The organism is Rhodobacter capsulatus (assembly GCF_052363185.1).
GTDB lineage: Bacteria > Pseudomonadota > Alphaproteobacteria > Rhodobacterales > Rhodobacteraceae > Rhodobacter > Rhodobacter capsulatus_E.
This window is the reverse complement of the sequence record NZ_CP198955.1, coordinates 1268533-1291870: the sequence shown is the minus strand read 5'-3', so window position 1 is coordinate 1291870 and position 23338 is coordinate 1268533. Positions and strand designations below refer to the sequence as shown.

The window sequence follows — 23338 nt, the reverse complement described above, 5'->3', positions numbered from 1 at the left end:
GACTTCGGTCAAGCCCGGCGCAGGGCCCCGTTCAGCCCCTCGCGCAGGGCCGAGCCGAGCGTCAGCGCAAGCCCCACCGGCACAAGGTAAAGGCCCGCCACCGCAGGCACGCCAAGCAAGGCCAAAGGCGCAAGGCCCCGCCCCGGCCCAAGGGCCAGATGCGCCAGCACCATCACGCCAAGCGCCACCGGCCATGCCGCCAGCCGCTGTCCGATCCGGGGCAACGCCGCCGCAAGCGCCACAAGCACCGGCCAGACCGGCGCCCAGACCTGCGCCAGACCCGCCAGCCCCGAGACGGTCATCAGCGCCGTCGCCCGGATGTCGAACGGAAACAGCGCCCCGCGCAGGGTCGCCAAGGCCCCGGCCAGAGCCAGAAGCGCCAGAAGAAACAGCCCGTGCAGGGCGAGACAGGTCGGTTTGCGCATCGGCGTGCTTTCTGCCCCGGCCTGCACGACCGGGGCGGTTCGAGGAAGATCAGAACGCCATCTTGACGCCAACATAGGCCGCCCGCCCCTCGCCCGGCAGATAGGAGGCGCCGTTCGCCAGCGCGGTATCGGCGGCGACAATGGCGGCGGCGTAATGTTCGTCGGTGAGGTTGGTGAGGTCGGCCACCAGCGTGACCCGATCGTTCAGCGCATAGCTTGCGCCCAGATCCAGCAGCGTCACCGCATCGGCCTTGGCGGTATTGGCATTGTCCACCCAGATCTCGTCGCGCCAGGTGACCGATCCGGTCAGCGCCAGCCGCTCGCTCGCCTGCCAGTCAAGCCGCGCCTTGATCAGATTGCGCGGTGCTCCGGCCAAGCTGTTGTCGCCCCGCGTCGCGTCATCGTCGAAATGGAAATCCTGCCAGGTCCAGGCCAGCCGCCCGCGCAGATCGGGGCGGAACCGCGCCGTCAGCCCCAGTTCCAGCCCGTCATGCACCGTCCGGTCGGCATTGCTGACATAGGGCACGCCCGAGGAGGTGTTGAGCTGCAAAAGCTCGTTCTCGATCTGCGAATGATAGGCGACCGCATCCCAGCCAAACGCGCCGCGGCTGCCCCGCCAGCCGATTTCCAGCGTCCGTGCGCGTTGCGCCGCAACATCGGTGGCCCGCAGCCCGGTGGGGTTGCTGTTCACCGTGCCGCCCACCGGCGACAAAAGATCGTCCGAGGTCGGCGCGTCGAAGCTTCTCGCAAGGCTGATCCAGGCGGTCTGATCCTGTGCCGGGGTCCAGCGCAGCGCCAAAGCCGGGCTCCTGCCGCTATAGGTTCGGTCATGACCGGTATCGGCCGCCGTGCCCGCCCGCGCCGCCCAAAGCTCGGTGTTTTCGCGCGTCGCATGGGTATAGGAAAGCGAGGGCGCGATCAGGAAGGCCCCGCCCAGCGGCAGGTTCGCCCCCAGATGCGCGGTGGTGGTGCTGGCTTTCAGCCGGTTTTCCCCGAATTGCGCCCCCCGCGCCCCGGCGGCATTGTAATAGTAGTCGCGGTCCGCCTGCCCGAAGGCATGGTTCAGCGTCGCCTCGATCAGCGGCAGATCGGCGCCCTCGGGGGAATAGGCGTAACGGCCCATCAGGTTGGCATCCCAGCCCTTTGTCACCCGCACGCCATGGGCGATCGGAAAGGTGAAGGCGTCCTCGGTCTTGGCCAGCGACAGCCCGGCGTCGAAGCGATGCGCCCCGCGCTCGAGGCTGGTGCGGGTGCCGATCCGCGTCTGGGTGGTGTCCCGCTGCGGCAGGTCGCGCACCACATTCGGCCCGATCCCGGTGCCATTGCCATTCGCCGCGCCGGTCAGCGGGTTTTCGTTGATCCGTGTCGGATCGGCCTGCAGATCGGCCCAGGACAGGGCCCGGCCACGTCGAAGTTCAGATCGGCATGGGAAAAGAACACCTGGCTTGCCAGCCCCTCGCCCCAGTCGATGCCGATGGTGCCCCCCACAACCGCGCGGCGCTGCGCATGGTTCGCCTGCCGTTCGCCATCGGCCTCGGTCAGCTCGAACCGCAGCAGCGCCGAGACCTTGTCCCCAGCCACCGCATGGCTGCCCGCGATCGTGCGCTTGCCGAAACTGCCCGCGCCGAAACTCAGCCGCGTGCCCGGCGCGGTCGCGGCCGTGGGCGTGAGGAAATTGATCGCCCCGCCCAGATAGGCCGCGCCCAGCCGGTTGGCGGCAGCACCGCGAAACACCTCGATCGCCTCGGCCTGACCGGGGGCGGCCAGACCGACGATGAAACTGCCATCCGCCCGGTTGATCGGCATCCCGTCTTGCAGCACCAGAAGGCCGCGCTCGGTCGGGTTTTGCTGCAGCCCAGAGCCGCGGATCTGCACCCGCGGCTGATCGTTGCCGCCCATGAACTGCTGCACCACCACGCCCGGAGACAGCGACAAGGCCTGCGCCAGCGTCGGCGCGGGGGATTGGTCGTAATCGGCGGCCGCGATCACATCGGCCGCCATCGCAAGGGCCTGCAGCCGGGCCTTCACCCCCGCCGCCGTCGGGGCCCCGTCGGCTTGCGACACAAGGATCGGGTCCAGTTCGAACACCGCGCCGGGCGCGGCCGATTGGGCGAAGGCGGCGGGAACACCCGCAGCGCCAAGCGTCAGCGCGGCGGAACTTGCCAAGAGCCAGGTCAATTTGGTCATGATTGCCTTCCTGAAAGCGGAAAGCTGGCCGCAAGCTGGCATCCGGGGTTGCACAAAGTTATAGCCGATTCTTTTTGTCAGCAATTGACTTTGGTCAAGCCCCGCGCGGGGCGGCACGAATGCGGCCGGTGGTGACGGCCCCATTCGACGCTGAGGTCAGCGCAGGCGGAAACCTGTTGCGACGATCCGGCCGAGCATTGGAGCATATCCGGACATCAAACCCGATCGGAAGCCTTCGGACCTGCGCTTCAATCGCGCTTGGCCCTCAGTCGCCATCGCACGAAACGCCGCAAGCGGGGCCTGATCCGCCACCACCAGCTTTCGGCGATATCTCCACCAGCATTGATCCGCAGGCTCAGGCGGCGCGCCAGGGCAGCGTTCCTTGCGGCAAATGCCGCCCCAGCCGGTCAAGGATCGCCACCAACCCGCCGACAAGCAGAAGCGACAGCACCGAGATCGCGGCCGCCGCGGTCGAGTTCCCCTCGTATTGCATCGAAAATATCTGCACGCCGATGGTCTCGTGCCCCGCCGACCACAGCAGCACCGAAACCGTCAGCTCGTTCAGCGCCGTCATGAAGATCAGAAGTCCCCCGGCCCAGGCCGTCGGGGCAAGGGCGGGCGCCGCAATCCGGCCGATCCGCCGCACCACGCCCGCCCCGCCAATCCGCGCGGCCTCGTCCAGCGAGGGATCGGCCCGGGCGATCTCGGCCTCGACCGGGCGCAGCACCAGCGGCAGGAACCGCCCCAGATAGGCCAGCACCAGCAGCGCGAAGCTGCCATAAAGCGACAGGTTCAGCCCCGGCAACGGCGGCAGATAGACAAGGATCATCGCCAACGCCAAGACCGTGCCCGGCACGACGAAACCGGCATCCGCCAGCGCGGCAAGGCCGCGGCCGATCCGGCTGCCCCCCACGCCGCCGATCCACCCCAGCAGGATCGCCACGACCGCGCTTGCGGCCGCCGCCAGAGCCGACAGCGCCACCGAATTGACAAAGGCCCGCCGCACCGCCGGATTTTCCAGAACCGAGGTGAAGTTTGCCAGCGTCACGGTCTCGGGGCCAAGCCGCATGCCCAGCGCGGGCACAAGGGCGGTGGCCAGCAGCGCCAGAAGCGGCGCGACCGCAAGGCCGATCAGGGCGGCCCAGACCGGCACCGCAAGGACCATGCCGAACCGCCCCGGGACAAATCCGGCAAAACCCTGCCCCGCGGGCAAAGGCACCGACCAGCGCCGCTGCAGGATCTGGCGCAGCATCAAGGCCGCCAGCGTCAGCGCCACCAGCACCGCGGCAATCGCCGCCACCTTGCCGATCATCGCCGGGCCGAAGCCGTTCAGCCGCTGATAGATCAGCGTGGTCAGCACCGGAAACCGACCCGGAATCCCCAGCAAGGCGGGCACGCCGAAATTGCCCAGGGCCCCCGCAAGCGAAAGCATCGCCCCCGCCGCGACCGCGGGCAGGGTCAGCGGCAAGATCACCCGCGCCAAGATCCGCCCCGGACCGGCCCCGGCGATGCGGGCCGCCTCGATCAGATCCTCGGGGATCGCCTGCAAGCCCGCCCGCACCGCGATGAAGACCAGCGGCATGTGCTCGATCCCCAGCAGCCACGCCACGCCAAGGCCGGAATAGAGCGGATTGGGCTGCCCCGGCGCGGGGGCAAGGCCCAGTGGCGCCAGCAGGGCCGAGCCCGGCCCCAAAAGCTCGATCCAGCCCAGCGCCATGATCTGTGACGGGATCAGCACCGGCGAAAGCGCCAGAAAACTTGCCAGCATCCGCCCGGGCAGCCGCAACGCCCCGGTCGCCAGCGCCAGCGCAACGCCAAGCAGGACAGAAATCACCACCGACAGGCCCGAAGACCAAAGCGTGTTCGCCAGCGCCCGCCGAAAGCCGCCGCTGGTGAAGGTCTCGCGCAGGAGCCCCAGCGGCACCCCGGTTTCCGACGGGCCAAGCGCCAGAAGGAACAGCCGCGCCAGCGGGTAAAGCGCTGTCGCGGCAAGATAAACTGCAATCAGGGCGGCAATCAGAGGAATGCCGCCCCGGCGCAGGTGTCGGGCAAGGATCTCAGCCACCGAAGAGATCGGCGAAATGTTCCTTGTTCGCCTGATCCTCGGCCATCAGCTTGGCGGCATCCAGCGGCAGGATCTTCAGGCTGGCCGGGTCAGGATAGCCCGCAGGGGCGGCCATGCCCGCAAGGATCGGGAAATAGCCCTGCGCCACCGATTGTTCCTGTGCCGCTTTCGACAGCTGCCAATCGACGAAAGCCTTGGCCGCGGCTTCGTTGTCCGTGCCCTTGACGATGGCGACGGGCTGCGTGATCGCGCTGACACCGGTTTCGGGCCAGATGAAATCGACCGGAGAGCCCTTTGCCCGGGCATTCATCGCCATGTATTCGATGATGATCCCATAGGCTTTTTCGCCCCGGGCCACGGCCTCGATCACCGTGCCGTTGCCTTGGCCGGCCATCGCGCCGTTGCGGGCCAGCTCTTCATAATAGCCCCAGCCGATCTCGGGCTGCTGCGTCATCGTGCCGACATGGATCACCGCGGCCCCCGAATAGAGCGGGCTCGGCATGATCGTCTGCGCGGCGATCTCGGGGGCGCGCAGATCGTCCCAGCCCTTCGGCGCGGTCTTCACCAGATCGGTGTTGTAGACGATGCCGGTGGTGATCAGCTTGGTGCCGAAAAAGGTCATGTCGGGGTCGATCACCGCGGCGGGAATCCCGGCCACCGGGGCCTCGGCATAGGGCAGCAGGCGGCCATCCTGTTTCAGCCCGGTCATCGCCACGGCATCGGCGATCAGCAGCACATCAGCCGGGGTCGCGCCCGCGGCGAATTCGGCCTGCAGCTTGGTCATCAGTTCGGTCGTGCCGGTGCGGAAGATCTCGACCTTGACCTCGGGGTAGTCCTTGTTGAAGGCCGCCACCACCTGCGCCATCTGCTCTTGCGGCTGCGAGGTGTAAACGGTGATATCACCCGAGGGTTGCGCCAGCGCCGGACTTGCCAGCACGAACAGAACCAGGGCGGCAGTGCGAAGGGAAGACATCTCAACTCCTGTCGTCGGAAGGGATAAGATGCTGTTAACCTTCGGGTCTGAAACATTCGTGACAGCACCAGCCCGCGGCCTCGGGTTTCCAGAGCACGACCTCGGCATTGAACAGCCGCCGATGCGGGGCGGGGCTGAGCCGCGCATGGATTTCGCGGGCGGTGCCGGAATGGGCCACGATCAGCACCGGCTGCGACAGATCAAGCCGGGCAAAGGCGGCGCGGATGCGGGCGCGGAACGCTTCGGGCGATTCCCCGCCCGGCGGGGCGATGTCGCGGCGCAAGATTGCGCGCGGTCGTCCCTCCCATGCCCCCCAATCGCGTTCGGCAAGCCCCGGCAGAAGCTCCGGGGTCAGTCCGGTGCGCTCTGCCACGGCCTGCGCGGTCTGGCGCGCCCGCAGCAAGGGCGACGAGACGATCCGGGTCAGCGGCAGCAAGGCCAGAAAATCCGCCGTCCGCGCCGCCTGATCCCGGCCCCGCGGTGTCAGCGGCAGGTCGGTCTTGCCGCAGATGATCTCTTGCGCGTTGGCTTCGGTCTCGCCATGGCGCAGCAACAGGAACGCCCCCGGCGGGATCACCATGTCAGCGTTCCGCTTGTGGCCCAGGGGGCGGGAAGCGCTTCGGCCAGGGCGCGGCGCAGCGGCGCGGGGGCAAAGGCGGGCAGGACGGTCTGCGGGCACACCTGTGCCAGCATCTCGCGCAGGCTGTGCAGATCGGGATGAACGTTCCAGCGCAGATGCTGCGCCTGCCCCGCCGCCACCCAGGCCGCGGCCGGGGCGCCCTGCGCCAGATGCCCGGTCAGCACGATCGGCACGCCGTCCCGCAAAGCCCGTGGCGCCAGAGTGGCAGAAAGCCCCGAGCCGCAATTCGGCCCCCCCGCCACGATCACGCCCTGAAACGGGATGTCCGGCGTGGCCTCTGCGGTCCGTTGCAAAAGCTGCGCCAGCGCCTGTGCCGCGCCCGGCGCCAGCCAGTCGGGACCCTCGCACATGCGCTGTGCCACCTGCCGCGTCCCCGGGCAAAGCGCCACCGCATGTCCGGCGGCCAGACAGGTCAGCGCCAGCTCCAGCCCGCGCCCGGCCGGCGGGGCCGGCAACAGGCAAGGCCCGGCCCCGATCGCCCCCAGCAGCACCCGACGCTGATCCGCCAGCCGCATCGGCGCCGCGCCATAGGAACAATCGAAAATTGCGGCGGCGGCACGGGGCAAGCGCGCTGCGGCGAAGACGCCGCCCTCGACGCACAGATCGCCACTGTAAAGCAGCCCGCCCGGGCCACCGATCCGCATCCAGACGGCCCCCGGCGCGTGACCGGCCGCGCCGATGTCAAGCGGTTCCCCCCCGATCCGATCCAGCGTTTCCAGGGGCTTGGCGGCCCGCAGCTGCGGGTCTTGCGCCAGGCTGCGCACCGGCTCCGTCGCAAAGACCGCAGGCGCGCCGAGCCGGTCCAGCCAGTCCAGTGCCCCCACATGGTCACCATGCCCGTGCGAGATCAGCACCGCATCCAGCGGCCCGAGGCCCTCGGGCGGAATCGCGGGCCGCGCGGCATGATCCGGCCCGCATCCGAGATCCAGCAAGATCCGGGCGGCGCCGATCTCCAGCAGGAAACAGGCCGGGCCCTTGGCATCGAAGCCGCCCAGCGCCGTCAGGCGTGGCATGAGACGCGCGCCGGCATCGGCGCGGAGACAGGCAGGGAACCGGCAATCGTCTCGCCCTGTCGCGGCAGCACCCAACCGCCGCACAGCCCAAGGCGCAGTCGCCCCCCGCGCGGCGGACAGGGCGCAAGGCGCAGCGCGATCGGGTCGCTTTCGGGCAGATCGTCGAAACCGACATGGGCGAGCGGATAGCCGTCCTCGAAGCGCGTCTCGATAACGGTCGCCGCCATCCCCTCCGCTTCGGCCGGAACCAGATCGCAAGGATGCAGACACAGCCAGCCCGGCCCCGGCGGCGCCACCCCCGCCACCCAAAGCCGCACCGCCCCGATCGCGACATGGCAGCGCCCCGGGGCATGTTCCAGCACGGTCACCGGCAGGGTATGGCCGCGCCCCACGAACCGCGCCACCATCGGGCTGGCGGGACGTTCGAAGATCTCCTGCGGCGGGCCGATCTGTTCCAGCCTGCCGCGATCCATCACGCCGACAAGATCGGCCACCGCCATCGCCTCGTTCTGGTCATGCGTGACGAAAACCATCGTCGCCCCGGTTTCGGCATGAATGCGCCGGAACTCGGTCAGCATGCTTTGCCGCAGATGCGCATCCAGATTGGCGAGGGGCTCGTCCAGCAACAGAACCCGCGGCCGCGCCGCCAGACTGCGCGCCAGCGCCACCCTTTGCCGCTGCCCGCCCGAAAGCTCATGCGGCCGCCGCCCCGCCAGCGCCTCGAGCCCGACCTTGCACAACGCCTCGCGCACGCGCGCGGCCCGGTCTGCCGCGCCAAGCCGGTTCAGCCCGAACGCGACATTTCCCGCGACGGTCATGTGCGGCCACAGCGCATAGGACTGAAACACCATGCCAAGACCACGATCCTCGGGCCCGACGAAACGGCCCGGCGCGGCAACGGTTTCGCCGCCGATCTGCAGCGCGCCGGAATCGGGCCGGTCAAGCCCCGCGATCAGGCGCAAAAGCGTGGTCTTGCCGCAGCCCGATGGTCCGAGCAGCGCCAGAAAGCTGCCCGAAGGGATCTCGGCGCTGACGGCGTCAAGGGCAAAGGTATTGCCAAAGCGGCGGGTCAGGGTCTGAAGCGAAAGCGAGGCCATGAGATCGGCTTAGACCTGCAAGATGGCGGCTTGATGACAGCAGATCCGGGAGGGCTCGCGTCGTTGCGGGGCATCGCGGCCGACATGAAGGCCCGCCGGTTGTTCAGCGCGGATCCAGAGCACGTTGCAGGATATCGGCATATCCGGCGCGCCAATCCGCAAAGCGCAGCTCGAAACCGGGCAGAGCACGCAACGCCCCGTTACGCAACCGCCGGTTCTCGGCCCAGAAACCGGCCATTGCGGGCGGCAGGGCGGCGGCCTCGAAGGGCAGTTCGGGCGGCGCGGGACAGCCGATCATCGCCGCCACGCCCGCCATCAGTTCGGCCGCAGCACAGGGGGCGCCATCGGCCAGATTGAGCACCCGCTCGGGCCGAGGATGCGCCATCGCCGCAAGGGTGGCGGCGGCGACATCCTCGCGGTGGATGCGGTTGAAGACGTGACCCGGCTTGATGATCGCCTGCGCCCGACCGCTGCGCAAGGCCGCCAGCAAATTGCGCCCCTCGGGTCCGTAAATCCCCGCGATGCGCAGGATGTCGAGCGCAATCCCCCGTCGGCGGGCCAGTCCGCGCCAGTGCCGTTCCGCCAGCGCCCGCCCCTGCGCGTCAAGGCTCATCGGCGCCAGCGGGCGGCTTTCGTCGATCCAGTCGCCGCCGCAATCGCCATAGACGGCGGTCGAGGAATAATACCCGATCCAGCGCAGCGCCCCCAGCGCGGTGCCTGCGGCCAATGCCTCGGACACAGCGGCAAAGGCGGGGCAACCGCCCGACCCGGGCGGGGTCGAAACCAGCAGATCGCTCACCCCCGCAAGCGCCATGCGCTCCAGCAGATGGCCGTCCGCCAGAACCCACGGGCGGATCCCGCGCGCCGACAGGGCAGCCCCCGCCTCGGCCGTGCGCGCGGTGGCCGAAACCTGCGCCCCCCGCGCCAGCGCCTGCGCGGCCACGGCGCGGGCGCAATACCCCGCGCCGAACAGGAACAGATGCCGCCCGGCCAGCGACGCGCTCATGCGGCGGTCTCGCGCAGCCGCGCCTCCAGCGCATCAAAGGCGGCGATCTGGCCGGGCAGCATCTGCCGCTTTGCGTCGCGGCCCAGATAGACCTTGAACATGCAGCCGCCCGCCGTGTCGTAAAACTGCACCGAGCGGGTTTCGGTGCCGAAAAGCTTGCGCCGCACAAAGGCGACCCGGGCACAGGCGTCGATTTTCAGATGCCCGCCGATCGGCTTGCCCTTGAAGTTGTACATCCCCTGCGCCACCGAACCGCCCTGCAGCGGCGCCTTGGCTTCAAGGATCACCGGGCCGGTGTTGACGACCAGCGTGATCTCGCCCCAGTCGGCCATCTCGTCCAGAACCTCGACCATCAGACGGCCCGGAAAGGCGCTGACCTCGCCCGCGGGCAGGGCATAAAGCACCGCAAGCGGGGTCGTGCCCGCGGCTTTCGCGATGTCTTCGAGCGCCCCATGAGGGGTGGCGGCAAGGGCCTCGGCAATCGTCGGTGTCATCTGCGTCTCCGTCAACTATGGGAAAGATCGGGGTGTTCGGCCATCCAGCCCAGAAGCCGGGTGGTCATCGGCACCTGCCAGAACCGCCCGGCAAGGGTCAGGCGATGAAAGCGGTGATGGGGCACCCAAAGCCCCGCCGCGCGCCATTGCGCCAGAAGCGGGGCGAAATGTTCGGCGAGGCAAAGGGTTGGCCGCGGCACCAGCGCGGCAAAGGCGGTCTCGGCGCGGGTCAGATCGAGCAGGCCGCGCTCCATCCCCGCCTTGATCGCCTGCGCCACGGGGGCAGAGGGCGGAAAGCGCGGTGGGCATGCCGCCGCCCAGATAGACCGCCTGCAGCGGCGGGCCCTCTTGGGCCGGGCTGCGGGCAAAGGCCACCATCTGCGCGATCAGCGCATCGACATAGGCCCCGCCCGCCTCGGCCCGCCAGGGGTTCTGGTAGAAGCCGCAGAAAAGACAGTGGTTTTCGCAAAACGGGATATGCACATAGGCCACCGCACGGCGGCTGCGCGGGCGGGCCAGAAGGCCCTGCCATTCGGCCTCCACCTGCGCGGGCGGAACCGGGTGCATCGCCCCGCCGGGATGGGCGCCGCCCTTGCGAGGAAAGGCGCAGGCCAGCGGATCGGGGCCGAGCGTGGCGAAAAATCTCGCCACGGGAGAGGGTTCGGAAACATCCGTCTGTTCCAAGACCAGCGCATCACGCATGATCTGTCCTTCCTCTCGAGAATGACGACCTGGCGCGATGCTGGGCATGGCCCCGTCAGAACAGGGCTGATTCAGAAATAGGTATCAGAGTATTATTGTCAAGATTTTCCGCAAGTCTTCGCAGACGTCGCGATGGCTTTTATGACATGACCGATCCCCTCTGTGGATCCTCGCAGACCCGCCAGCCATGCAGCGGGCGACCATCGGCCCGATCGATCCCGCGTGACGCGAAAAAACGCTCGTCATAAGTCATGCTCGCCCCGATGAACAAAGGGAAACGAAAGGAATGTCTCAGCTCGGGGACAAGTCGCCCCCTCTCTCGGGTCAAGTGTAAGCCCCTAACAGGGTGCTGAAATAGTCGGCCTCGACCGCGGATACGAAACATGATTCACCCCTTCCCATGGCGAAGGGGATCACGATGCGGGGCACGGACGAGACGAGCGGGTCGCTTTTCAGCTATGTCGACCTCGAGGATCGCATCCCGGCCAGGCATCCGCTGCGCAAGATCCGGCAGGTGGTGAACGAAGCCCTCACCAGCCTCGATGGTGATTTCGAGGGGCTTTACATCCGCTTCGGCCGCCCCTCGATCGCGCCGGAACGGCTGATCCGGGCGAGCCTGCTGCAAATTCTGTTTTCCATCCGCTCGGAACGGCAACTGATGGAGCAGATGGATTACAACCTGCTGTTTCGCTGGTTCGTCGGGCTGGGGATCGACGATCAGGTCTGGGGTGAAGGGCGCCCGGAAATCTGTCCAGTGGACAGATTTCAGCCCTGAACGGGCGGAGCCCCGGGCCGAAGGCCGACGGTGTTCACGAAGAACCGCGACCGGCTGATGAGCACCGAGATGTCGCGCAAGATCATGGCCGCGATCCTCGCCCATCGCGAGGTGGCGCCACTGCTCTCGGACGAGCATTTCTCGGTCGATGGCACGCTGGTGAAGGCGTGGGCGTCGATGAAAAGCTTCCAGCCGAAGGCGCCGCCGCCCGAGGCGGATGGCCCCGGCGACGATCCCGATGACGAGGATCCAGGTGCGCCGCCGTCAAGCCCCGCCCCCCGAGACGCCCGCGACCGAAGCAAAGACCGATCCGATGCCCCGCAGCCCCCGCCAGAACCGCAATGCCGAGGTCGACTTTCGCGGCGAGAAACGCTCGAATGCGACGCATGCCTCGACCACCGACCCCGAGGCGCGGCTTTACAAGAAATCCCCCCGGGACCGGCGCGATGCTGTGCTTCATCGGCCATGCGCTGATGGAGAACCGTTCCGGTCTGATCGTGCAGGGCGAGCTGACCCGCGCCGATGGCCATGCCGAACGGCAGGCCGCGCTCGACATGATCCACCGCCATTCCCCCGGCTCGACCCGGCGCCTGACGCTGGGGGCGGACAAAGGCTATGACGCAGCTGACTTCGTCCGCGACCTGCGCAAGGCTTGCGTCACGCCCCATGTCGCACAAAGGCCCGACATTCCGCCATCGACCGCCGCACCACCCGCCACGACGGCCACGCCATGTCGCTGAGACATCGAAAGCGGATCGAAGAGGCCTTTGGTTGGGCCAAGACGGTCGGTGGAATGGCGCAAACGATGTATCGCGGCCTTGACCGGGTGCGGTCGCGTTTCATCCTGACGATGGCAGCCAACAACCTGGCACGACTGCCCCGGCTGCTCGCCGCCTGAGGACGAAGAGCGGTGGACCGGCGGGGCGCTCAAGCCCAGAACTCGTACGAAAACGGGAAGTCATTCTCGTCTGCCGACTATTTCAGCGGCCTGCTAAGAAGAAAGGATCCTACTCAGGAAAACTTGTACACGCTCCGACACAGGCGTCAAGGACAGGCCCGGCAGAATTGCCGCCGCGCGGCGGTGGCCGCCGCATCCGGTCTCTGTCAGTCTGACCCGGCAGCCAAACCAACTTCGTTTCCGCGCCTTTCGGAATTTCTGATGAGCCTGAATGCGGTCGAACAGAGTTGGACTGCGCCAGTCGCATCGCAAGATCTTTCGCCCTGGGCCGCGCCGACGTCGAAGGTCTCAAGTTCCAACCCCGACATGGACCTGCGGCACGAAGCCCGCCCGGATCACCTCCACAAGCGGTTTCGGCGTCAGAACTTCGACCAGACCCGCGAGGGGAACAGGGCGCGCGCGATACCCATCGAAACTCCAGTCGAACTGTCCTCCCCGCCAGATCAGCACTGCGGTCTCACCCGCTGCGACCATCACCCCATCGAGCAGATCGGCGATGTCGGCGGTGAAGGTCACCTTGCGACCACGCGCGATGCGGGCGACATGCAGCGCCCGGTCGATCGTTTGCGGCAGCGAACGGCCGGCTTCAAGGCCGCCATGCACCTGCTGCCAAAGCGCGGTGAACTCGGTGTAACGCGCACGTCGGCACTCTGCGCAGGGTCGGTGGCCGGCGGCCAGCGCCGTCGCTTCGTCGAGGAAGAACAGTTCCGTGTAGCGCCCGGGCGCCATGATGTCGCGCCGCCGCCCCTTGAAGGACAGCGCGCAGGTGACCCAGTTCTGATGGGCATGGGTGCGGGTCACCGTCTTCGCCTCGTCGTGCAGGATGCCGCGATTGCCCATCAGGCTACCCTTGGCGGTCACGGCATGAAATGTCCCGAACGGATCAACGCGGTTTTGTAGCGACACGGTCTGCTCCATCATCAGCGAGCTGGCTTTGTCCTCCCGTGAGGGGCCGCCGGCGTCAGGCTACGAAGGCGCCCGCCCGGCAACAAGTTGGACCATGTGTCGCGGTTTGTCGCGATGGTTCGGTCCGGAAGCCAAGAGAGGACTGCGGTTCAATTAAAACTGAGAAACGCGCGAAAGTTGGTGATGCCCGGAGGGGCGGCATATCATGGCGGTGTCTAGACGCCGTCAATTCTCAGCTGAGAAAGGGATATGCCACATGCACGACGATACCATCACCCGACTGCCCGATCCATCGGGTTTCTCCGCCAAATCCCGCCTTGGCGAGAAGCTGGCCTATATCCATAACCACTGGGACGGGCTGCAGACCTTCCTGACCGACGGCCGCGTCGAGATCGACTCCAACAATGTCGAGAATCTCGTTCGCCCGATCACCCTGAACCGCAAGAACGCACTGTTCGCCGGGCATGATGAGGGCGGCAAGACTTGGGGGCGCATCGCATCGCTCATCGAAACCTGCAAGCTCAACGGCATCGAGCCCTTCGTCTATTTGACATCCACTCTCGAAGCCATCGCGGCCGGTCATCCCCAAAGCCGCATCGACGACCTGCTTCCGTGGAACTTCCAGCCGTCAAGCTGAAAATCAGGTGACCGCGCAACACCGCTTACGACGCTCTGATGCCATGGGCCTATGCCCGGGGGGCGGAAAATGAGGCCCCCTCAGATCTCGTGAAATGAACTCATCAGGGATTCCCCAGTGAGATCATTTGAGGGCGATACAAAGCCGCAACGCGCACCCGTCCGCTCGCTCCTCCGACACCCGCAAGAAAAATATCAATGGGCCGTGGCCGCCGCATACGGCTAACTGGCTACAATTGAAGATCAACGTTTCATCCGATCTGCGAAAGCTCGGGAAGGTTGCAAGCTGCCGCACGAGCTTTCGCGCCAATCAATCACTCCCAGAGATCACGTCAGCGCTGGTTGCACCGAAACTTGTAAAACTTCTCTTGGACTGCCCATGTGCAAATCGTGCCAAAAATGGCCAGCCTAGCCCTTTCGGAACGATGCTCAGAAGATGTAGATGTCACCAGCCGTCATAGTCGCTGCAGCCTGCAGATCCGCAATCATGATCGGTGCAGCAGCGCCGTTGCCATCTTGATCAAACCAGAGAGTTTTGTCGCCCGTTCGGAATATGAAATAGTCATTTCCATCGGCTGCAGTGTTTGTCGTACCGGAGCGGAAGTGCTGTGCATCCAAGAAACCAACCGCCAGATTGTTGAACTGGGCGCGCAAGAACATGAACCGGTCATCCGCGGCAATGAAGTCGGTGATGATATCGCCGCCTTCATTGCGCGCGTTGTACTGGAAACTATCCGTACCAGCGCCGCCTGTGAGGCTGTCCACACCCGTACCGCCACGCAACCGGTCACTGCCGCCACCGCCGCTGAGGGTGTCGCGTCCGCCCATACCGTAGAAGATGTTCGAAGCGGTGTTTCCGATGATCCTGTCACCAGCCGTTTGTGACCCAAGGATGATCTCGATGCCTGAAAAGGTGTCTCCGGCGGCCTCGCCAGTCGCTGCCAACGAGCCGTCCAGCGCAAGGGCTATTCCAGTAGACAAGCGATAGTCAGCATAGTCAGTACCGGTGCCGCCCTGCAGCACGTCACTCCCTTGACCTCCACGGAGAAAATCATTCCCGCCTGCACCAATCAGGATGTCGCTGCCCCCAGCTCCATCAAGTATGTCATTTCCACCATACCCGTTTATTTCATCGCGAGCGCCCGTCCCGGTTATAGTATTTGCCAGTCCGTTTCCTACAATTAGTTCTATTGGGGAAGAGCCAAACCATCGCTGCAACAACTCGACCGAGACCTCAAAATGCATCGAGTCCTCGGTGCTGCCGACAGCTGCATAACCCGCACCTGAGTACCATCCTGCCTGATTGAAATAGGGTATCAGCAAAGCAAGACCTTGCTGAATCATGTTGTCACCATAGTCATCGTTTGTCGGACCAAAATACAGGTCTACCGCAGCGCCCCAAGAATGGTTCGAAAATACTGTAGTTCCAGCTATGAAGCGCACGTTGAGCATACCTGCGGTGTTCAAGTGACCAGCAAGGCCTGGTATTTCCTCGAACGCATTTCGTATCACCATTGCTAGACTTTCAACAGCTTGGCGGATACCGGTGACACTGACCGTGTCTGCGCTCGGGTCGACGTCTCTCGTGACCAAGAGAGCTTGAACTGCGGAGCTCGGGGTCCCAGCTGCCACATTTGGTGTCCCAAGGACAGATTGCATGAATGAACTACTGGGGCTTGTGAGTCCGGCGTTAATTGCACCGAGAGACGCAACCGTTATCTCCGATGAATAATCAATGCCTCCCCCACTTCCGGCGATCGTCAGCGTCGCATCATTGCTGTCGGCCCCAGCATTGTCGAATGCCTCGATGACGAAGGTGTTGCTACCAGTTCCCACCGTGTAGGTCAGCAGCCCACGATTGGCGTACTCGAACTGGAACCCAGCGCTTCCTGGGGTGACCACCGATCCATTGTAGCGCCAGACCGCGCCGCCGGTCAGGCTGGCATCAAAGACCCGGATGTAGTCGATGTCCGCAGTGCCCTGCGGATCGCTGGCCGAGAAAAGGTCCGTGCCGGTCAGAACGGTGCCTGCCGCATAACTCGATCCGGCAAGCGCCGTCACCACGGGCGGGCTGTTGGTGGCGACACCTGCAATGGTCAGCGTCGCATCATTGCTGTCGGCCCCAGCATTGTCGAATGCCTCGATGACGAAGGTGTTGCTACCAGTTCCCACCGTGTAGGTCAGCAGCCCACGATTGGCGTACTCGAACTGGAACCCAGCGCTTCCTGGGGTGACCACCGATCCATTGTAGCGCCAGACCGCGCCGCCGGTCAGGCTGGCATCGAAGACCCGGATATAGTCGATGTCTGAGGAGCCCTGAGGGTCACTCGCAGAGAAAAGGTCCGTGCCGGTCAGAACGGTGCCCGCCGCATAGCTCGATCCGGCAAGCGCCGTCACCACGGGAGGGCTGTTGGTGGCGACACCTGCGATCGTCAGCGTCGCATCATTGCTGTCGGCCCCAGCATTGTCGAATGCCTCGATGACGAAGGTGTTGCTACCAGTTCCCACCGTGTAGGTCAGCAGCCCACGATTGGCGTACTCGAACTGGAACCCAGCGCTTCCTGGGGTGACCACCGATCCATTGTAGCGCCAGACCGCGCCGCCGGTCAGGCTGGCATCAAAGACCCGGATGTAGTCGATGTCCGCAGTGCCCTGCGGATCGCTGGCCGAGAAAAGGTCCGTGCCGGTCAGAACGGTGCCTGCCGCATAACTCGATCCGGCAAGCGCCGTCACCACGGGCGGGCTGTTGGTGGCGACACCTGCAATGGTCAGCGTCGCATCATTGCTGTCGGCCCCAGCATTGTCGAATGCCTCGATGACGAAGGTGTTGCTACCAGTTCCCACCGTGTAGGTCAGCAGCCCACGATTGGCGTACTCGAACTGGAACCCAGCGCTTCCTGGGGTGACCACCGATCCATTGTAGCGCCAGACCGCGCCGCCGGTCAGGCTGGCATCGAAGACCCGGATATAGTCGATGTCTGAGGAGCCCTGAGGGTCACTCGCAGAGAAAAGGTCTGTGCCGGTCAGAACGGTGCCCGCCGCATAACTCGATCCGGCAAGCGCCGTCACCACGGGCGGGTTGTTGGGCTCGAAACAGTCAGACGAATGCCGCTAGATGCGTTGTTGCTCTCATTGGATTCCGAGATGGCACCTGAGAAATCTGCAATTGCCCCGATGTAATAAGTACCAGGCGCCCAACCTGCAGTACTGAAAGTGAATGATTCTGAGCGACCCGCTACCCCAGAGAGAGAGCCGCTTGAGTTGAATCCCAGCCCGAAATCAGACGTCGATATAGTGCTGTTCGTTGAGCGATATATGCCAGTTAGCGAAGCGGGCGCAAAATCAGCAGTCCAGTTCGACAATCGGTAGAATATTGTGACGGTTTGTCCAACTGTCACGCTTGTAAGGCTCAAAGAAGGTGGGAAGGACTGTCCGTCGTCTTGCACGTCAAGGTCAGGCATCGATTCCCCCAAATGGCACATCGAACACCCTACGCTAGTCACGAACGGTCCCAACGGTCAAAGAGTTTCGCAAGTTCCAAAGCGTTTGCTCGCCCCAACCACGGTCCGAAACCGTTCAGTGGGGCTGTATCGGCTTTCGCTCGGGCAGCTGCGGCAGGACGATCCGCTCGCTTGGCTGGATCAGGGTCGAGACGAGATCGCGCCTGAGGGTCGTGTCCGTCAAGCTGGTGTAATTTCCCGGATGCGAGTCCGGTTTCGTAAGGAGACACCTCAATAGCGCCACGAGCGAAGCCATCGACTCAAATGCCATTCTTGAAACGGGGCGTGTCTCGGGAAGACGATTATCGCATCAAGATTTCCCGGCTCGAACCCTTTCTTTGGCCGTCCGCTCAACCCGCCTTGATTGCAGTGCAATCATCTCTTACCTTTGCAGCGTAACCGGAGGGTTCGATGGCCAGCATTACGATCCGCAATCTCGATGACGACGTGAAGCGCCGCCTGCGGGTGCGCGCGGCCGAACATGGCCGTTCGATGGAGGAAGAGGTGCGTGACATCCTGCGCCTGAGCGTTTCTGCGCCCGAGGCGCCACGTAACCTTGGGCAGGCCATCCACGCCCGTTTCGCGGCACTGGGCGGCGTCGATCTGCAACCGCCATCGCGTGGCCCGATGCGCGACCTGCCGGATTTCGGCTGACCGATGATCCTCCTCGACACCAATGTCATCTCTGAACTGATGCGGGCGGAACCTTCGCCCGAGGTGCTCGCATGGTTCGCGGCCCGCGATGCGGCGGATCTGTTCCTGACCTCGGTGACCGAGGCGGAATTGCGCACGGGCATCGCCATCTTGCCGGAAGGTCAGCGTCGTGACCGGCTACAGGCCGCGCTCGATGCGATGATCGCCGAGGATTTCGCGGGCCGGGTGCTGCCATTCGACAGCCCCGCCGCCCGCGCCTATGCGCGCATCGCCTCCACCCGCCGCGCGGCAGGCCGCCCGATCGCCGAGGCCGATTGCCAGATCGCCGCCATCGCCACCGCCGTTGGCGCCATGGTGGCCACCCGCAGCACCAAGGATTTCGAGGGCTGCGGCCCCACACTCATCAACCCCTGGACCGACCGATGAACGCCGTCGAAATCGAACAGGCCGTTTCCGAACTGGCCGAACAGCCCTTTGACCGAGCCGAATTCCCCTTTCAGTTCCTTGAGGCCTTCGGCAACAAGGAAACCACGCTCAAGCGCCTGCGCACCGGGGTGTCGAACAAATCCGACATCCCCGGTCCTTGGGGTTGTGTCTCGGAATTGGTGGAAATTTGAAGGCGGCGTAATCTCCGGGTGAACTGCAACCACCCAGCCGGCGGCGCCAACCGCCAGGGAGAGTGAGGGCCTGACTGCCAGCGGTCCGAAGGAAGGCCCGAACGCCATGACCGAGATTACCGGGAACCCCGCGCTTTCGCTACTGTCTGACGCTGCGGGCTACGACCCGATCGAGGATCGCCTGCGCGCGAGCGTCCGGGCCATGATCGAGACGATGTTCGAAGAGGAGTTGGCCGATTTTCTCGGCCGCATGCGCTATGGCCGATCCGAAGGTGCCGCGAAAGGCTATCGTCACGGGCACCGCGACCGCCAGCTGACCGGAACTTTCGGCACCGAAACCTTGCGGGTGCCGCGCGCGCGGATCGAGGCCGAAGACGGCAAGGTCACGGAATGGCGGTCGAAGGCGTTGCCGCGCTACACCAAGGAGTATTCGGCGGAATATCAAAGTCAGGCCCTGATCGACCTGGCTCGCCGCCTTGGCCCTCAAATCGGTGATCTGGCGCAGGTCGACAGCATCGTCATTCACACCTCGCATCACACCCATCACGTGATCGGCACCGGCGCCAATGACCCGCAAAAGATGGACCCCGATGCCAGCCGCGAAACGCTTGACCATTCGATCATGTATATCTTTGCCGTCGCGCTGGAGGATGGCGGCTGGCACCATGTCCGCAGCTATGCCCCCGAACGCGCGCACCGGCCCGGGACGGTGGCGCTCTGGCACAAGATCTCGACCGTCGAAGATCCGGACTGGACGCGCCGCTATCATGCCCGTGACCCGAAGGAAAAGGCCTTTGGCGGGCGCGTTGTGGTGACGCTGAAGGACGGGCGGCAGATCGTCGACGAATTGGCGCTGGCCGATGCGCACCCCGATGGCGCCCCCCCCTTTGGCAGGGCCGATTACATCCGCAAGTTCATGACGCTTTCGGAGGGCATCCTGACCGCACCACCCGATGTGTCTCTTCCGCTTTTGCTTCTCTTTCGAGGTGCGCCACGATGCCCCTTCTTTCTTCTCCCCTCTCCCCTTTTCTTTCTTCTTCCCCTTCTCTTCTGTCTTCAGATCCTGCTTGCGTGTCTTTTTCGTTTTTTCGTTTTGCCGACGGGCTGCGGGTTTTCCGCTTCTTTGGCTTTTCTCTCTTTTCTTCAGGGCTTTACCCATTTCCGCGATCTCAAAACGGCTCAACGCAGTTCGTAGGTCGGTCAAGGGCGGTTCCGCGCGACGGGCAGATTTTCAGTTCTGATCGCCACTCGTCGTCTGGGCCGAGACATTTGACAAAGACGGTGCGTTCCCGCGTCAGTTTCACGATCTCCAACAACACTTTGTCGAAGCGCGCGGGAATGACGCCATCATCTGCCTCCGGTTTTGCCATGTCCGACAGCGATGTTGCTTTCAAGCCCGCTGCATTGGCGGGACCGAGATCAACCATCATTGACGCATCGGGCGTTGGCCCGGTGCGGGGAGCACCTCGCAATGTCGCGGGCACGGATAAGTTTGGCGAAGAGCGGCGATGCCGGTCCTCCGGCGGGGGGCGCCACGCGACATGCCGTCGTGAAGCAGACGCCCCCTGCCCCGGCGCTGCTCGCGCTGGCGCGGCTTTTGGCGAGACAAGCTGCTCGCGAGGCGCGCGCGTGCGATACTGACGCGAGTTGAAGGAGGTGAGCATGACGACTCGGACTGCCCCCCTGCGCGCGGCGATTTACGCGCGGTATTCTTCCGACCTGCAGTCGGCGGCCTCGATCCCCGATCAGGTTCGGCTTTGCCGGCGGCTGTGCGAAGAGCGGGGCTGGACGGTTGTTGAGGTTTTCGCGGACGAAGGTAAGCGCCCGGCCATCGCCCTCGTTGTTTGAGGGGCGATGTCATCCGAGATGACGCCCGTAACAACGGAGGCGTCGATGGATAGCGACATACAAACTTACGTAAGTTCTCACAGTGATGATCCTGGATACGCTGGTCGTATCGACATCGTGACGGGGCCGACCGGTCGCCGTCGCTGGCCCGAGCATGTGAAGGCGGCAATGGTGCTCGAGACGTTTCGGGACGGGGTGACGGTGGCCGACGTGGCCCGGCGTCATGGGGTTTCGGCGCCGCAATTGCATGCCTGGCGTCGGGCCGCGCGCGAGGGGCTTTTGCCGATGCCGGAGGATGATGCCCTCGGGCTCGTGCCGATCATGGTGAGCGGGGGCGCCGTGCCGGGCGATCAACCCGGGACCAGCCTTCAGCTGGAGATCGTCGGGGTGCGGATCCTCGTGCCGACCGGCTTCGACGCGGCGCATCTTGGGCGGGTGGTTGCGGCATTGCGGGAGACATCGTCGTGATCCTGCCGGGCGGGATCACTCGCGCCTATCTGGCGACGCGGCCGGTGGACTTCCGCAAAGGTCACGCGGGGCTCGCGCTGGTCGTGCAGAACGTGCTCGGCCACGATCCCTACAATGGCGCGGTGTATCTGTTCCGCTCGAAGCGCGGCGATCAGCTGAAGTGCCTGGTCTGGGACCAGACCGGTCTGATCCTGATCTACAAGAAGCTCGAGGGCGGTGCCTTTGCCTGGCCGAAGCCGGCGGATGGGGTCATTAGGCTGTCCCCGGCGCAATTCGCCGCTCTGTTCGAGGGCGTCGATTGGCGGGCTGTCCGGGCCGAGCGCAGGCAGAGGCCGCGGCTGGCAGGGTGAGCCGCGACAGGGTGACTCGGGCCGTGTTTTATGGCGTCCTTGCGGGGTGTTGTGGGTAGTCTCGGGCCATGGCATCACGCAGCACCAGCACGGCCCGGGTGGCAGATCTTGAACGGCGTCTGGCCGAGGCCGAAGCCGCGCGGGCTGCCGCCGAGACCGCGCGGATCGAGGCGGAAACACGTCTTGCCGCAGTCGAGGAGGCGCGCGCGGCTGGAACGCCTGCTCTCGCAGATGCGCCGCGATGCTTTCGGCGCGAAGTCCGAGAAGGGCGATCCGGACCAGCATCACCTGCCATTCGAAGATGTCGAGGCTGCGGCCGGGATGCTGGCGGCGGCCAGCGAAGCGGCCGAGAAGGTGATCGGCCCCCGGAAGGCGCCAGCTGCTCCGCCGCAGCGTAACAAGGGCAATCTTCCCGCGCATCTGCCCCGGATCGAGCAGGTCATCGAACCGGAGAGCATCCTTTGCCCCTGCGGCTGCGGCGCGATGCAAAGGGTTGGCGAAAGCCGGACGGAGCGGCTCGATGTGATCCCGGCGCAATTCCGCGTGCTGGTGACGGTGCGCCCGAAATATGTCTGCCGGACCTGCGCGGGCGCGCAGCATGCCCAGGCTCCGGCGCCGGAATGGCTGGTGCCGCGCGGCCTGCCGACCGAGGCGCTGGTGGCGCATTGCATGGTCGCCAAATTCGGCGATTACCTGCCGTTTTACCGTCAGGCCGACATCTATCGCCGCCAGGGGCTCGATCTTGACCGCACGATGCTGGCGGAATGGTCCGGGCGGGCGGCACAGCTTCTGGCGCCGGTGATCGACGCGATGATGACAGAGTTGCGCCGCAGCGACCGGTTGCAGATGGATGAGACCACCGTGCCGGTGCTGGCGCCGGGCACCGGGGAGGTGCGCACCGACTGGCTCTGGGTGGTGCTGCGCGATCAGCGTGGCTGGGGTGGCGGCGATCCCCCGATCGTGGTCTTTCATCACGCGCGCAGTCGCGCAGGCAAGGTCGCGCAAGAGATCCTCAAGGGGTTCTCCGGCGGCACGCTGCTGGTCGATGGCCACGGCGGCTATGACCAGCTGGCCGATCCGAAAAAGACCGCAAAGCCATGGGACATCGCCTATTGCTGGACGCATTGGCGGCGCCGCTTCGTCAAGTTCGCCAAGGATACGCCGTCGGAAATCTGCGACGAGATGGTCGAGCGCATTGCGCAGCTTTACGCCATCGAAAGGAAATCCGCGGCCGTGACCCGGCCACGCGCGTGAAAATCCGGCAGAGGTTCTCCAGGCCGATCGTCGAGGCCCTGCGGCCCTGGCTCGAGGGCTGCCTGCAGCAGCTCTCCTCGACGAACGAACTCGCGCGGCACATCCGATACGGGCTCAAACGTTGGGCGGGGCTGACCCGGTTCCTTGCGGACGGTCGGCTCGAAATGGACACCAACGGCGTCGAAAACGCGATCCGTCCGATTCCGCTGACGAGGAAAAACGCGCTCTTCGCGGGCTCCGACGACGGGGCGAAAACCTGGGGCCCGCATCGCCTCACTGATCGGCACCTGCCGCCTCAATGGCATAAACCCCGAGGCCTATATCGCCGCCACGCTCCGCAAGATCCTCGACCAGCACATGCAAAGCGATATCGCCGCGCTCATGCCCTGGAACTTCCGAGAATAGTCAAGCCGCAAGGCAAAGGGCGATGAGCGGGCGCTTACGGACGAAGCAATGAGCGGGGCGTCTCACCTGCGCCCCGATTTTCAACGCATGCAGCAGGCGGCGATGGCAGGCGGCTTTGATGTGCTGGTCGCCGAGGCGCTCGACCGGCTGTCGCGCGATCAAGAACACATCGCCGGGCTGCACAAGCGGATGCGCTATCTCGGAGTGGAGATATTCACCAAGGCGGAAGGCGCGATCAGCGAGATGCACATCGGGTTGGGCGGCACGATGTCGGCGCTGTTCTTGCGCAATTTGGCTGAGAAGACGCACCGCGGCCTCGAGGGGCGGGTCAAGGCCGGTAAGTCGGCTGGAGGTATCAGCTACGG

Annotated in this window: 20 protein-coding genes and 6 pseudogenes; 11 read left to right on the top strand and 15 right to left on the bottom strand. The window is 65.3% G+C overall.

What is annotated here, in order from left to right:
* Positions 1-8: 8 nt before the first annotated feature.
* The 11 genes from ACTTAG_RS06525 to ACTTAG_RS06475 all read right to left on the bottom strand — a co-directional run bounded on the left by ACTTAG_RS06525 (position 9) and on the right by ACTTAG_RS06475 (position 10154).
* Positions 9-425, bottom strand: a complete 417-nt coding sequence (locus ACTTAG_RS06525; RefSeq protein ID WP_444464703.1) for a hypothetical protein — start codon at positions 423-425, stop codon at positions 9-11.
* Positions 426-474: 49 nt separating this feature from the next.
* A complete protein-coding gene (locus tag ACTTAG_RS06520; RefSeq protein ID WP_444464702.1) occupies positions 475-1725 on the bottom strand; it encodes a TonB-dependent receptor domain-containing protein in 1251 nt (416 codons plus the stop codon).
* Positions 1726-1766: 41 nt separating this feature from the next.
* Positions 1767-2612 (bottom strand): TonB-dependent receptor plug domain-containing protein, encoded by an 846-nt coding sequence (locus ACTTAG_RS06515; protein ID WP_444464701.1) that lies wholly within the window; start codon positions 2610-2612, stop codon positions 1767-1769.
* Positions 2613-2967: 355 nt separating this feature from the next.
* Entirely contained in the window at positions 2968-4677 is a 1710-nt protein-coding gene (locus ACTTAG_RS06510; protein WP_444464700.1) for an ABC transporter permease, read from the bottom strand.
* Positions 4670-5650 (bottom strand): ABC transporter substrate-binding protein, encoded by a 981-nt coding sequence (locus ACTTAG_RS06505; protein ID WP_444464699.1) that lies wholly within the window; start codon positions 5648-5650, stop codon positions 4670-4672. The genes ACTTAG_RS06510 and ACTTAG_RS06505 overlap by 8 nt, the downstream gene beginning before the upstream one ends.
* A gap of 34 nt (positions 5651-5684) precedes the next feature.
* Positions 5685-6230 (bottom strand): histidine phosphatase family protein, encoded by a 546-nt coding sequence (locus ACTTAG_RS06500; RefSeq protein WP_444464698.1) that lies wholly within the window; start codon positions 6228-6230, stop codon positions 5685-5687.
* Positions 6224-7303, bottom strand: a complete 1080-nt coding sequence (locus ACTTAG_RS06495; RefSeq protein ID WP_444464697.1) for an MBL fold metallo-hydrolase — start codon at positions 7301-7303, stop codon at positions 6224-6226. The genes ACTTAG_RS06500 and ACTTAG_RS06495 overlap by 7 nt, the downstream gene beginning before the upstream one ends.
* The gene (locus tag ACTTAG_RS06490; protein ID WP_444464696.1) at positions 7291-8400 is read right to left on the bottom strand and encodes an ABC transporter ATP-binding protein; all 1110 of its coding nucleotides are present in this window, start codon (positions 8398-8400) and stop codon (positions 7291-7293) included. Before ACTTAG_RS06490 ends, ACTTAG_RS06495 begins: the two co-directional genes overlap by 13 nt.
* Positions 8401-8503: 103 nt before the next feature.
* The gene (locus ACTTAG_RS06485) at positions 8504-9406 is read right to left on the bottom strand and encodes an NAD-dependent epimerase/dehydratase family protein (RefSeq protein WP_444464695.1); all 903 of its coding nucleotides are present in this window, start codon (positions 9404-9406) and stop codon (positions 8504-8506) included.
* Positions 9403-9900, bottom strand: a complete 498-nt coding sequence (gene hutX / locus ACTTAG_RS06480) for a heme utilization cystosolic carrier protein HutX (protein ID WP_444464694.1) — start codon at positions 9898-9900, stop codon at positions 9403-9405. The genes ACTTAG_RS06485 and hutX overlap by 4 nt, the downstream gene beginning before the upstream one ends.
* A gap of 11 nt (positions 9901-9911) precedes the next feature.
* The gene (locus tag ACTTAG_RS06475) at positions 9912-10154 is read right to left on the bottom strand and encodes a hypothetical protein (protein ID WP_444464693.1); all 243 of its coding nucleotides are present in this window, start codon (positions 10152-10154) and stop codon (positions 9912-9914) included.
* A gap of 866 nt (positions 10155-11020) precedes the next feature.
* Here ACTTAG_RS06475 and ACTTAG_RS06470 point away from each other — a divergent pair.
* Positions 11021-12275 (top strand): annotated as a pseudogene (locus tag ACTTAG_RS06470) (IS5 family transposase).
* Positions 12276-12623: 348 nt separating this feature from the next.
* Here the strand turns inward: ACTTAG_RS06470 and ACTTAG_RS06465 are convergent.
* Positions 12624-13196, bottom strand: a complete 573-nt coding sequence (locus ACTTAG_RS06465; protein WP_444464692.1) for a hypothetical protein — start codon at positions 13194-13196, stop codon at positions 12624-12626.
* 346 nt (positions 13197-13542) lie between these two features.
* Between ACTTAG_RS06465 and ACTTAG_RS06460 the strand changes: the two are divergent.
* A pseudogene (locus ACTTAG_RS06460) lies at positions 13543-13878 on the top strand (transposase domain-containing protein); the annotation flags it as partial.
* A gap of 428 nt (positions 13879-14306) precedes the next feature.
* Here the strand turns inward: ACTTAG_RS06460 and ACTTAG_RS06455 are convergent.
* Together ACTTAG_RS06455 and ACTTAG_RS06450 are read right to left on the bottom strand one after the other, a co-directional pair.
* Positions 14307-16949, bottom strand: a complete 2643-nt coding sequence (locus ACTTAG_RS06455) for a beta strand repeat-containing protein (RefSeq protein WP_444464691.1) — start codon at positions 16947-16949, stop codon at positions 14307-14309.
* Entirely contained in the window at positions 16943-17338 is a 396-nt protein-coding gene (locus ACTTAG_RS06450; RefSeq protein ID WP_444464690.1) for a CARDB domain-containing protein, read from the bottom strand. Before ACTTAG_RS06450 ends, ACTTAG_RS06455 begins: the two co-directional genes overlap by 7 nt.
* A gap of 450 nt (positions 17339-17788) precedes the next feature.
* Between ACTTAG_RS06450 and ACTTAG_RS06445 the strand changes: the two genes are divergently transcribed.
* From ACTTAG_RS06445 to ACTTAG_RS06430, 4 genes and pseudogenes are all read left to right on the top strand, one after another.
* Positions 17789-18031: a FitA-like ribbon-helix-helix domain-containing protein gene (locus tag ACTTAG_RS06445; protein WP_444464689.1), complete on the top strand. Its 243-nt coding sequence runs from the start codon at positions 17789-17791 to the stop codon at positions 18029-18031.
* Between the two features lie 3 nt (positions 18032-18034).
* Positions 18035-18457, top strand: coding sequence for a type II toxin-antitoxin system VapC family toxin (locus ACTTAG_RS06440; protein WP_444464688.1), 423 nt, complete (start codon positions 18035-18037; stop codon positions 18455-18457).
* Positions 18454-18612: pseudogene (locus ACTTAG_RS06435) on the top strand (type IIL restriction-modification enzyme MmeI); the annotation flags it as partial. The gene ACTTAG_RS06440 and the pseudogene ACTTAG_RS06435, both read left to right, overlap by 4 nt.
* 142 nt (positions 18613-18754) lie before the next feature.
* Positions 18755-19588: pseudogene (locus ACTTAG_RS06430) on the top strand (transposase); the annotation flags it as partial.
* Positions 19589-19817: 229 nt separating this feature from the next.
* Here ACTTAG_RS06430 and ACTTAG_RS06425 read toward each other — a convergent pair.
* Complete coding sequence (locus tag ACTTAG_RS06425; protein WP_444464687.1) at positions 19818-20078, bottom strand: hypothetical protein; 261 nt, start codon at positions 20076-20078, stop codon at positions 19818-19820.
* A gap of 232 nt (positions 20079-20310) precedes the next feature.
* On the opposite strand from ACTTAG_RS06425, the gene ACTTAG_RS06420 reads away from it, so the two are divergent.
* From ACTTAG_RS06420 to ACTTAG_RS06400, 5 genes and pseudogenes are all read left to right on the top strand, one after another.
* Positions 20311-20496 (top strand): recombinase family protein, encoded by a 186-nt coding sequence (locus ACTTAG_RS06420; RefSeq protein WP_444464686.1) that lies wholly within the window; start codon positions 20311-20313, stop codon positions 20494-20496.
* Between the two features lie 6 nt (positions 20497-20502).
* Positions 20503-20964, top strand: coding sequence for an IS66-like element accessory protein TnpA (tnpA, locus tag ACTTAG_RS06415; protein ID WP_444463195.1), 462 nt, complete (start codon positions 20503-20505; stop codon positions 20962-20964).
* Positions 20961-21314 (top strand): IS66 family insertion sequence element accessory protein TnpB, encoded by a 354-nt coding sequence (gene tnpB, locus ACTTAG_RS06410; RefSeq protein ID WP_444462574.1) that lies wholly within the window; start codon positions 20961-20963, stop codon positions 21312-21314. The genes tnpA and tnpB overlap by 4 nt, the downstream gene beginning before the upstream one ends.
* Positions 21315-21382: 68 nt before the next feature.
* Positions 21383-22973, top strand: a pseudogene (tnpC, locus tag ACTTAG_RS06405) (IS66 family transposase).
* Positions 22974-23015: 42 nt separating this feature from the next.
* A pseudogene (locus ACTTAG_RS06400) lies at positions 23016-23303 on the top strand (recombinase family protein); the annotation flags it as partial.
* Positions 23304-23338: the final 35 nt, after the last annotated feature.

Bases quoted from the DNA above. Each gene is read 5' to 3' on its own strand.
- ACTTAG_RS06525 (WP_444464703.1), bottom strand. From the start codon at position 425: ATGCGCAAACCGACCTGTCTCGCCCTGCACGGGCTGTTTCTTCTGGCG.
- ACTTAG_RS06515 (WP_444464701.1), bottom strand. From the start codon at position 2,612: ATGACCAAATTGACCTGGCTCTTGGCAAGTTCCGCCGCGCTGACGCTT.
- ACTTAG_RS06505 (WP_444464699.1), bottom strand. From the start codon at position 5,650: ATGTCTTCCCTTCGCACTGCCGCCCTGGTTCTGTTCGTGCTGGCAAGT.
- ACTTAG_RS06500 (WP_444464698.1), bottom strand. From the start codon at position 6,230: ATGGTGATCCCGCCGGGGGCGTTCCTGTTGCTGCGCCATGGCGAGACC.
- ACTTAG_RS06495 (WP_444464697.1), bottom strand. From the start codon at position 7,303: ATGCCACGCCTGACGGCGCTGGGCGGCTTCGATGCCAAGGGCCCGGCC.
- ACTTAG_RS06490 (WP_444464696.1), bottom strand. From the start codon at position 8,400: ATGGCCTCGCTTTCGCTTCAGACCCTGACCCGCCGCTTTGGCAATACC.
- ACTTAG_RS06485 (WP_444464695.1), bottom strand. From the start codon at position 9,406: ATGAGCGCGTCGCTGGCCGGGCGGCATCTGTTCCTGTTCGGCGCGGGG.
- hutX (WP_444464694.1), bottom strand. From the start codon at position 9,900: ATGACACCGACGATTGCCGAGGCCCTTGCCGCCACCCCTCATGGGGCG.
- ACTTAG_RS06475 (WP_444464693.1), bottom strand. From the start codon at position 10,154: ATGGAGCGCGGCCTGCTCGATCTGACCCGCGCCGAGACCGCCTTTGCC.
- ACTTAG_RS06450 (WP_444464690.1), bottom strand. From the start codon at position 17,338: ATGCCTGACCTTGACGTGCAAGACGACGGACAGTCCTTCCCACCTTCT.
- ACTTAG_RS06445 (WP_444464689.1), top strand. From the start codon at position 17,789: ATGGCCAGCATTACGATCCGCAATCTCGATGACGACGTGAAGCGCCGC.
- ACTTAG_RS06440 (WP_444464688.1), top strand. From the start codon at position 18,035: ATGATCCTCCTCGACACCAATGTCATCTCTGAACTGATGCGGGCGGAA.
- ACTTAG_RS06425 (WP_444464687.1), bottom strand. From the start codon at position 20,078: ATGATGGTTGATCTCGGTCCCGCCAATGCAGCGGGCTTGAAAGCAACA.
- ACTTAG_RS06420 (WP_444464686.1), top strand. From the start codon at position 20,311: ATGACGACTCGGACTGCCCCCCTGCGCGCGGCGATTTACGCGCGGTAT.
- tnpA (WP_444463195.1), top strand. From the start codon at position 20,503: ATGTCATCCGAGATGACGCCCGTAACAACGGAGGCGTCGATGGATAGC.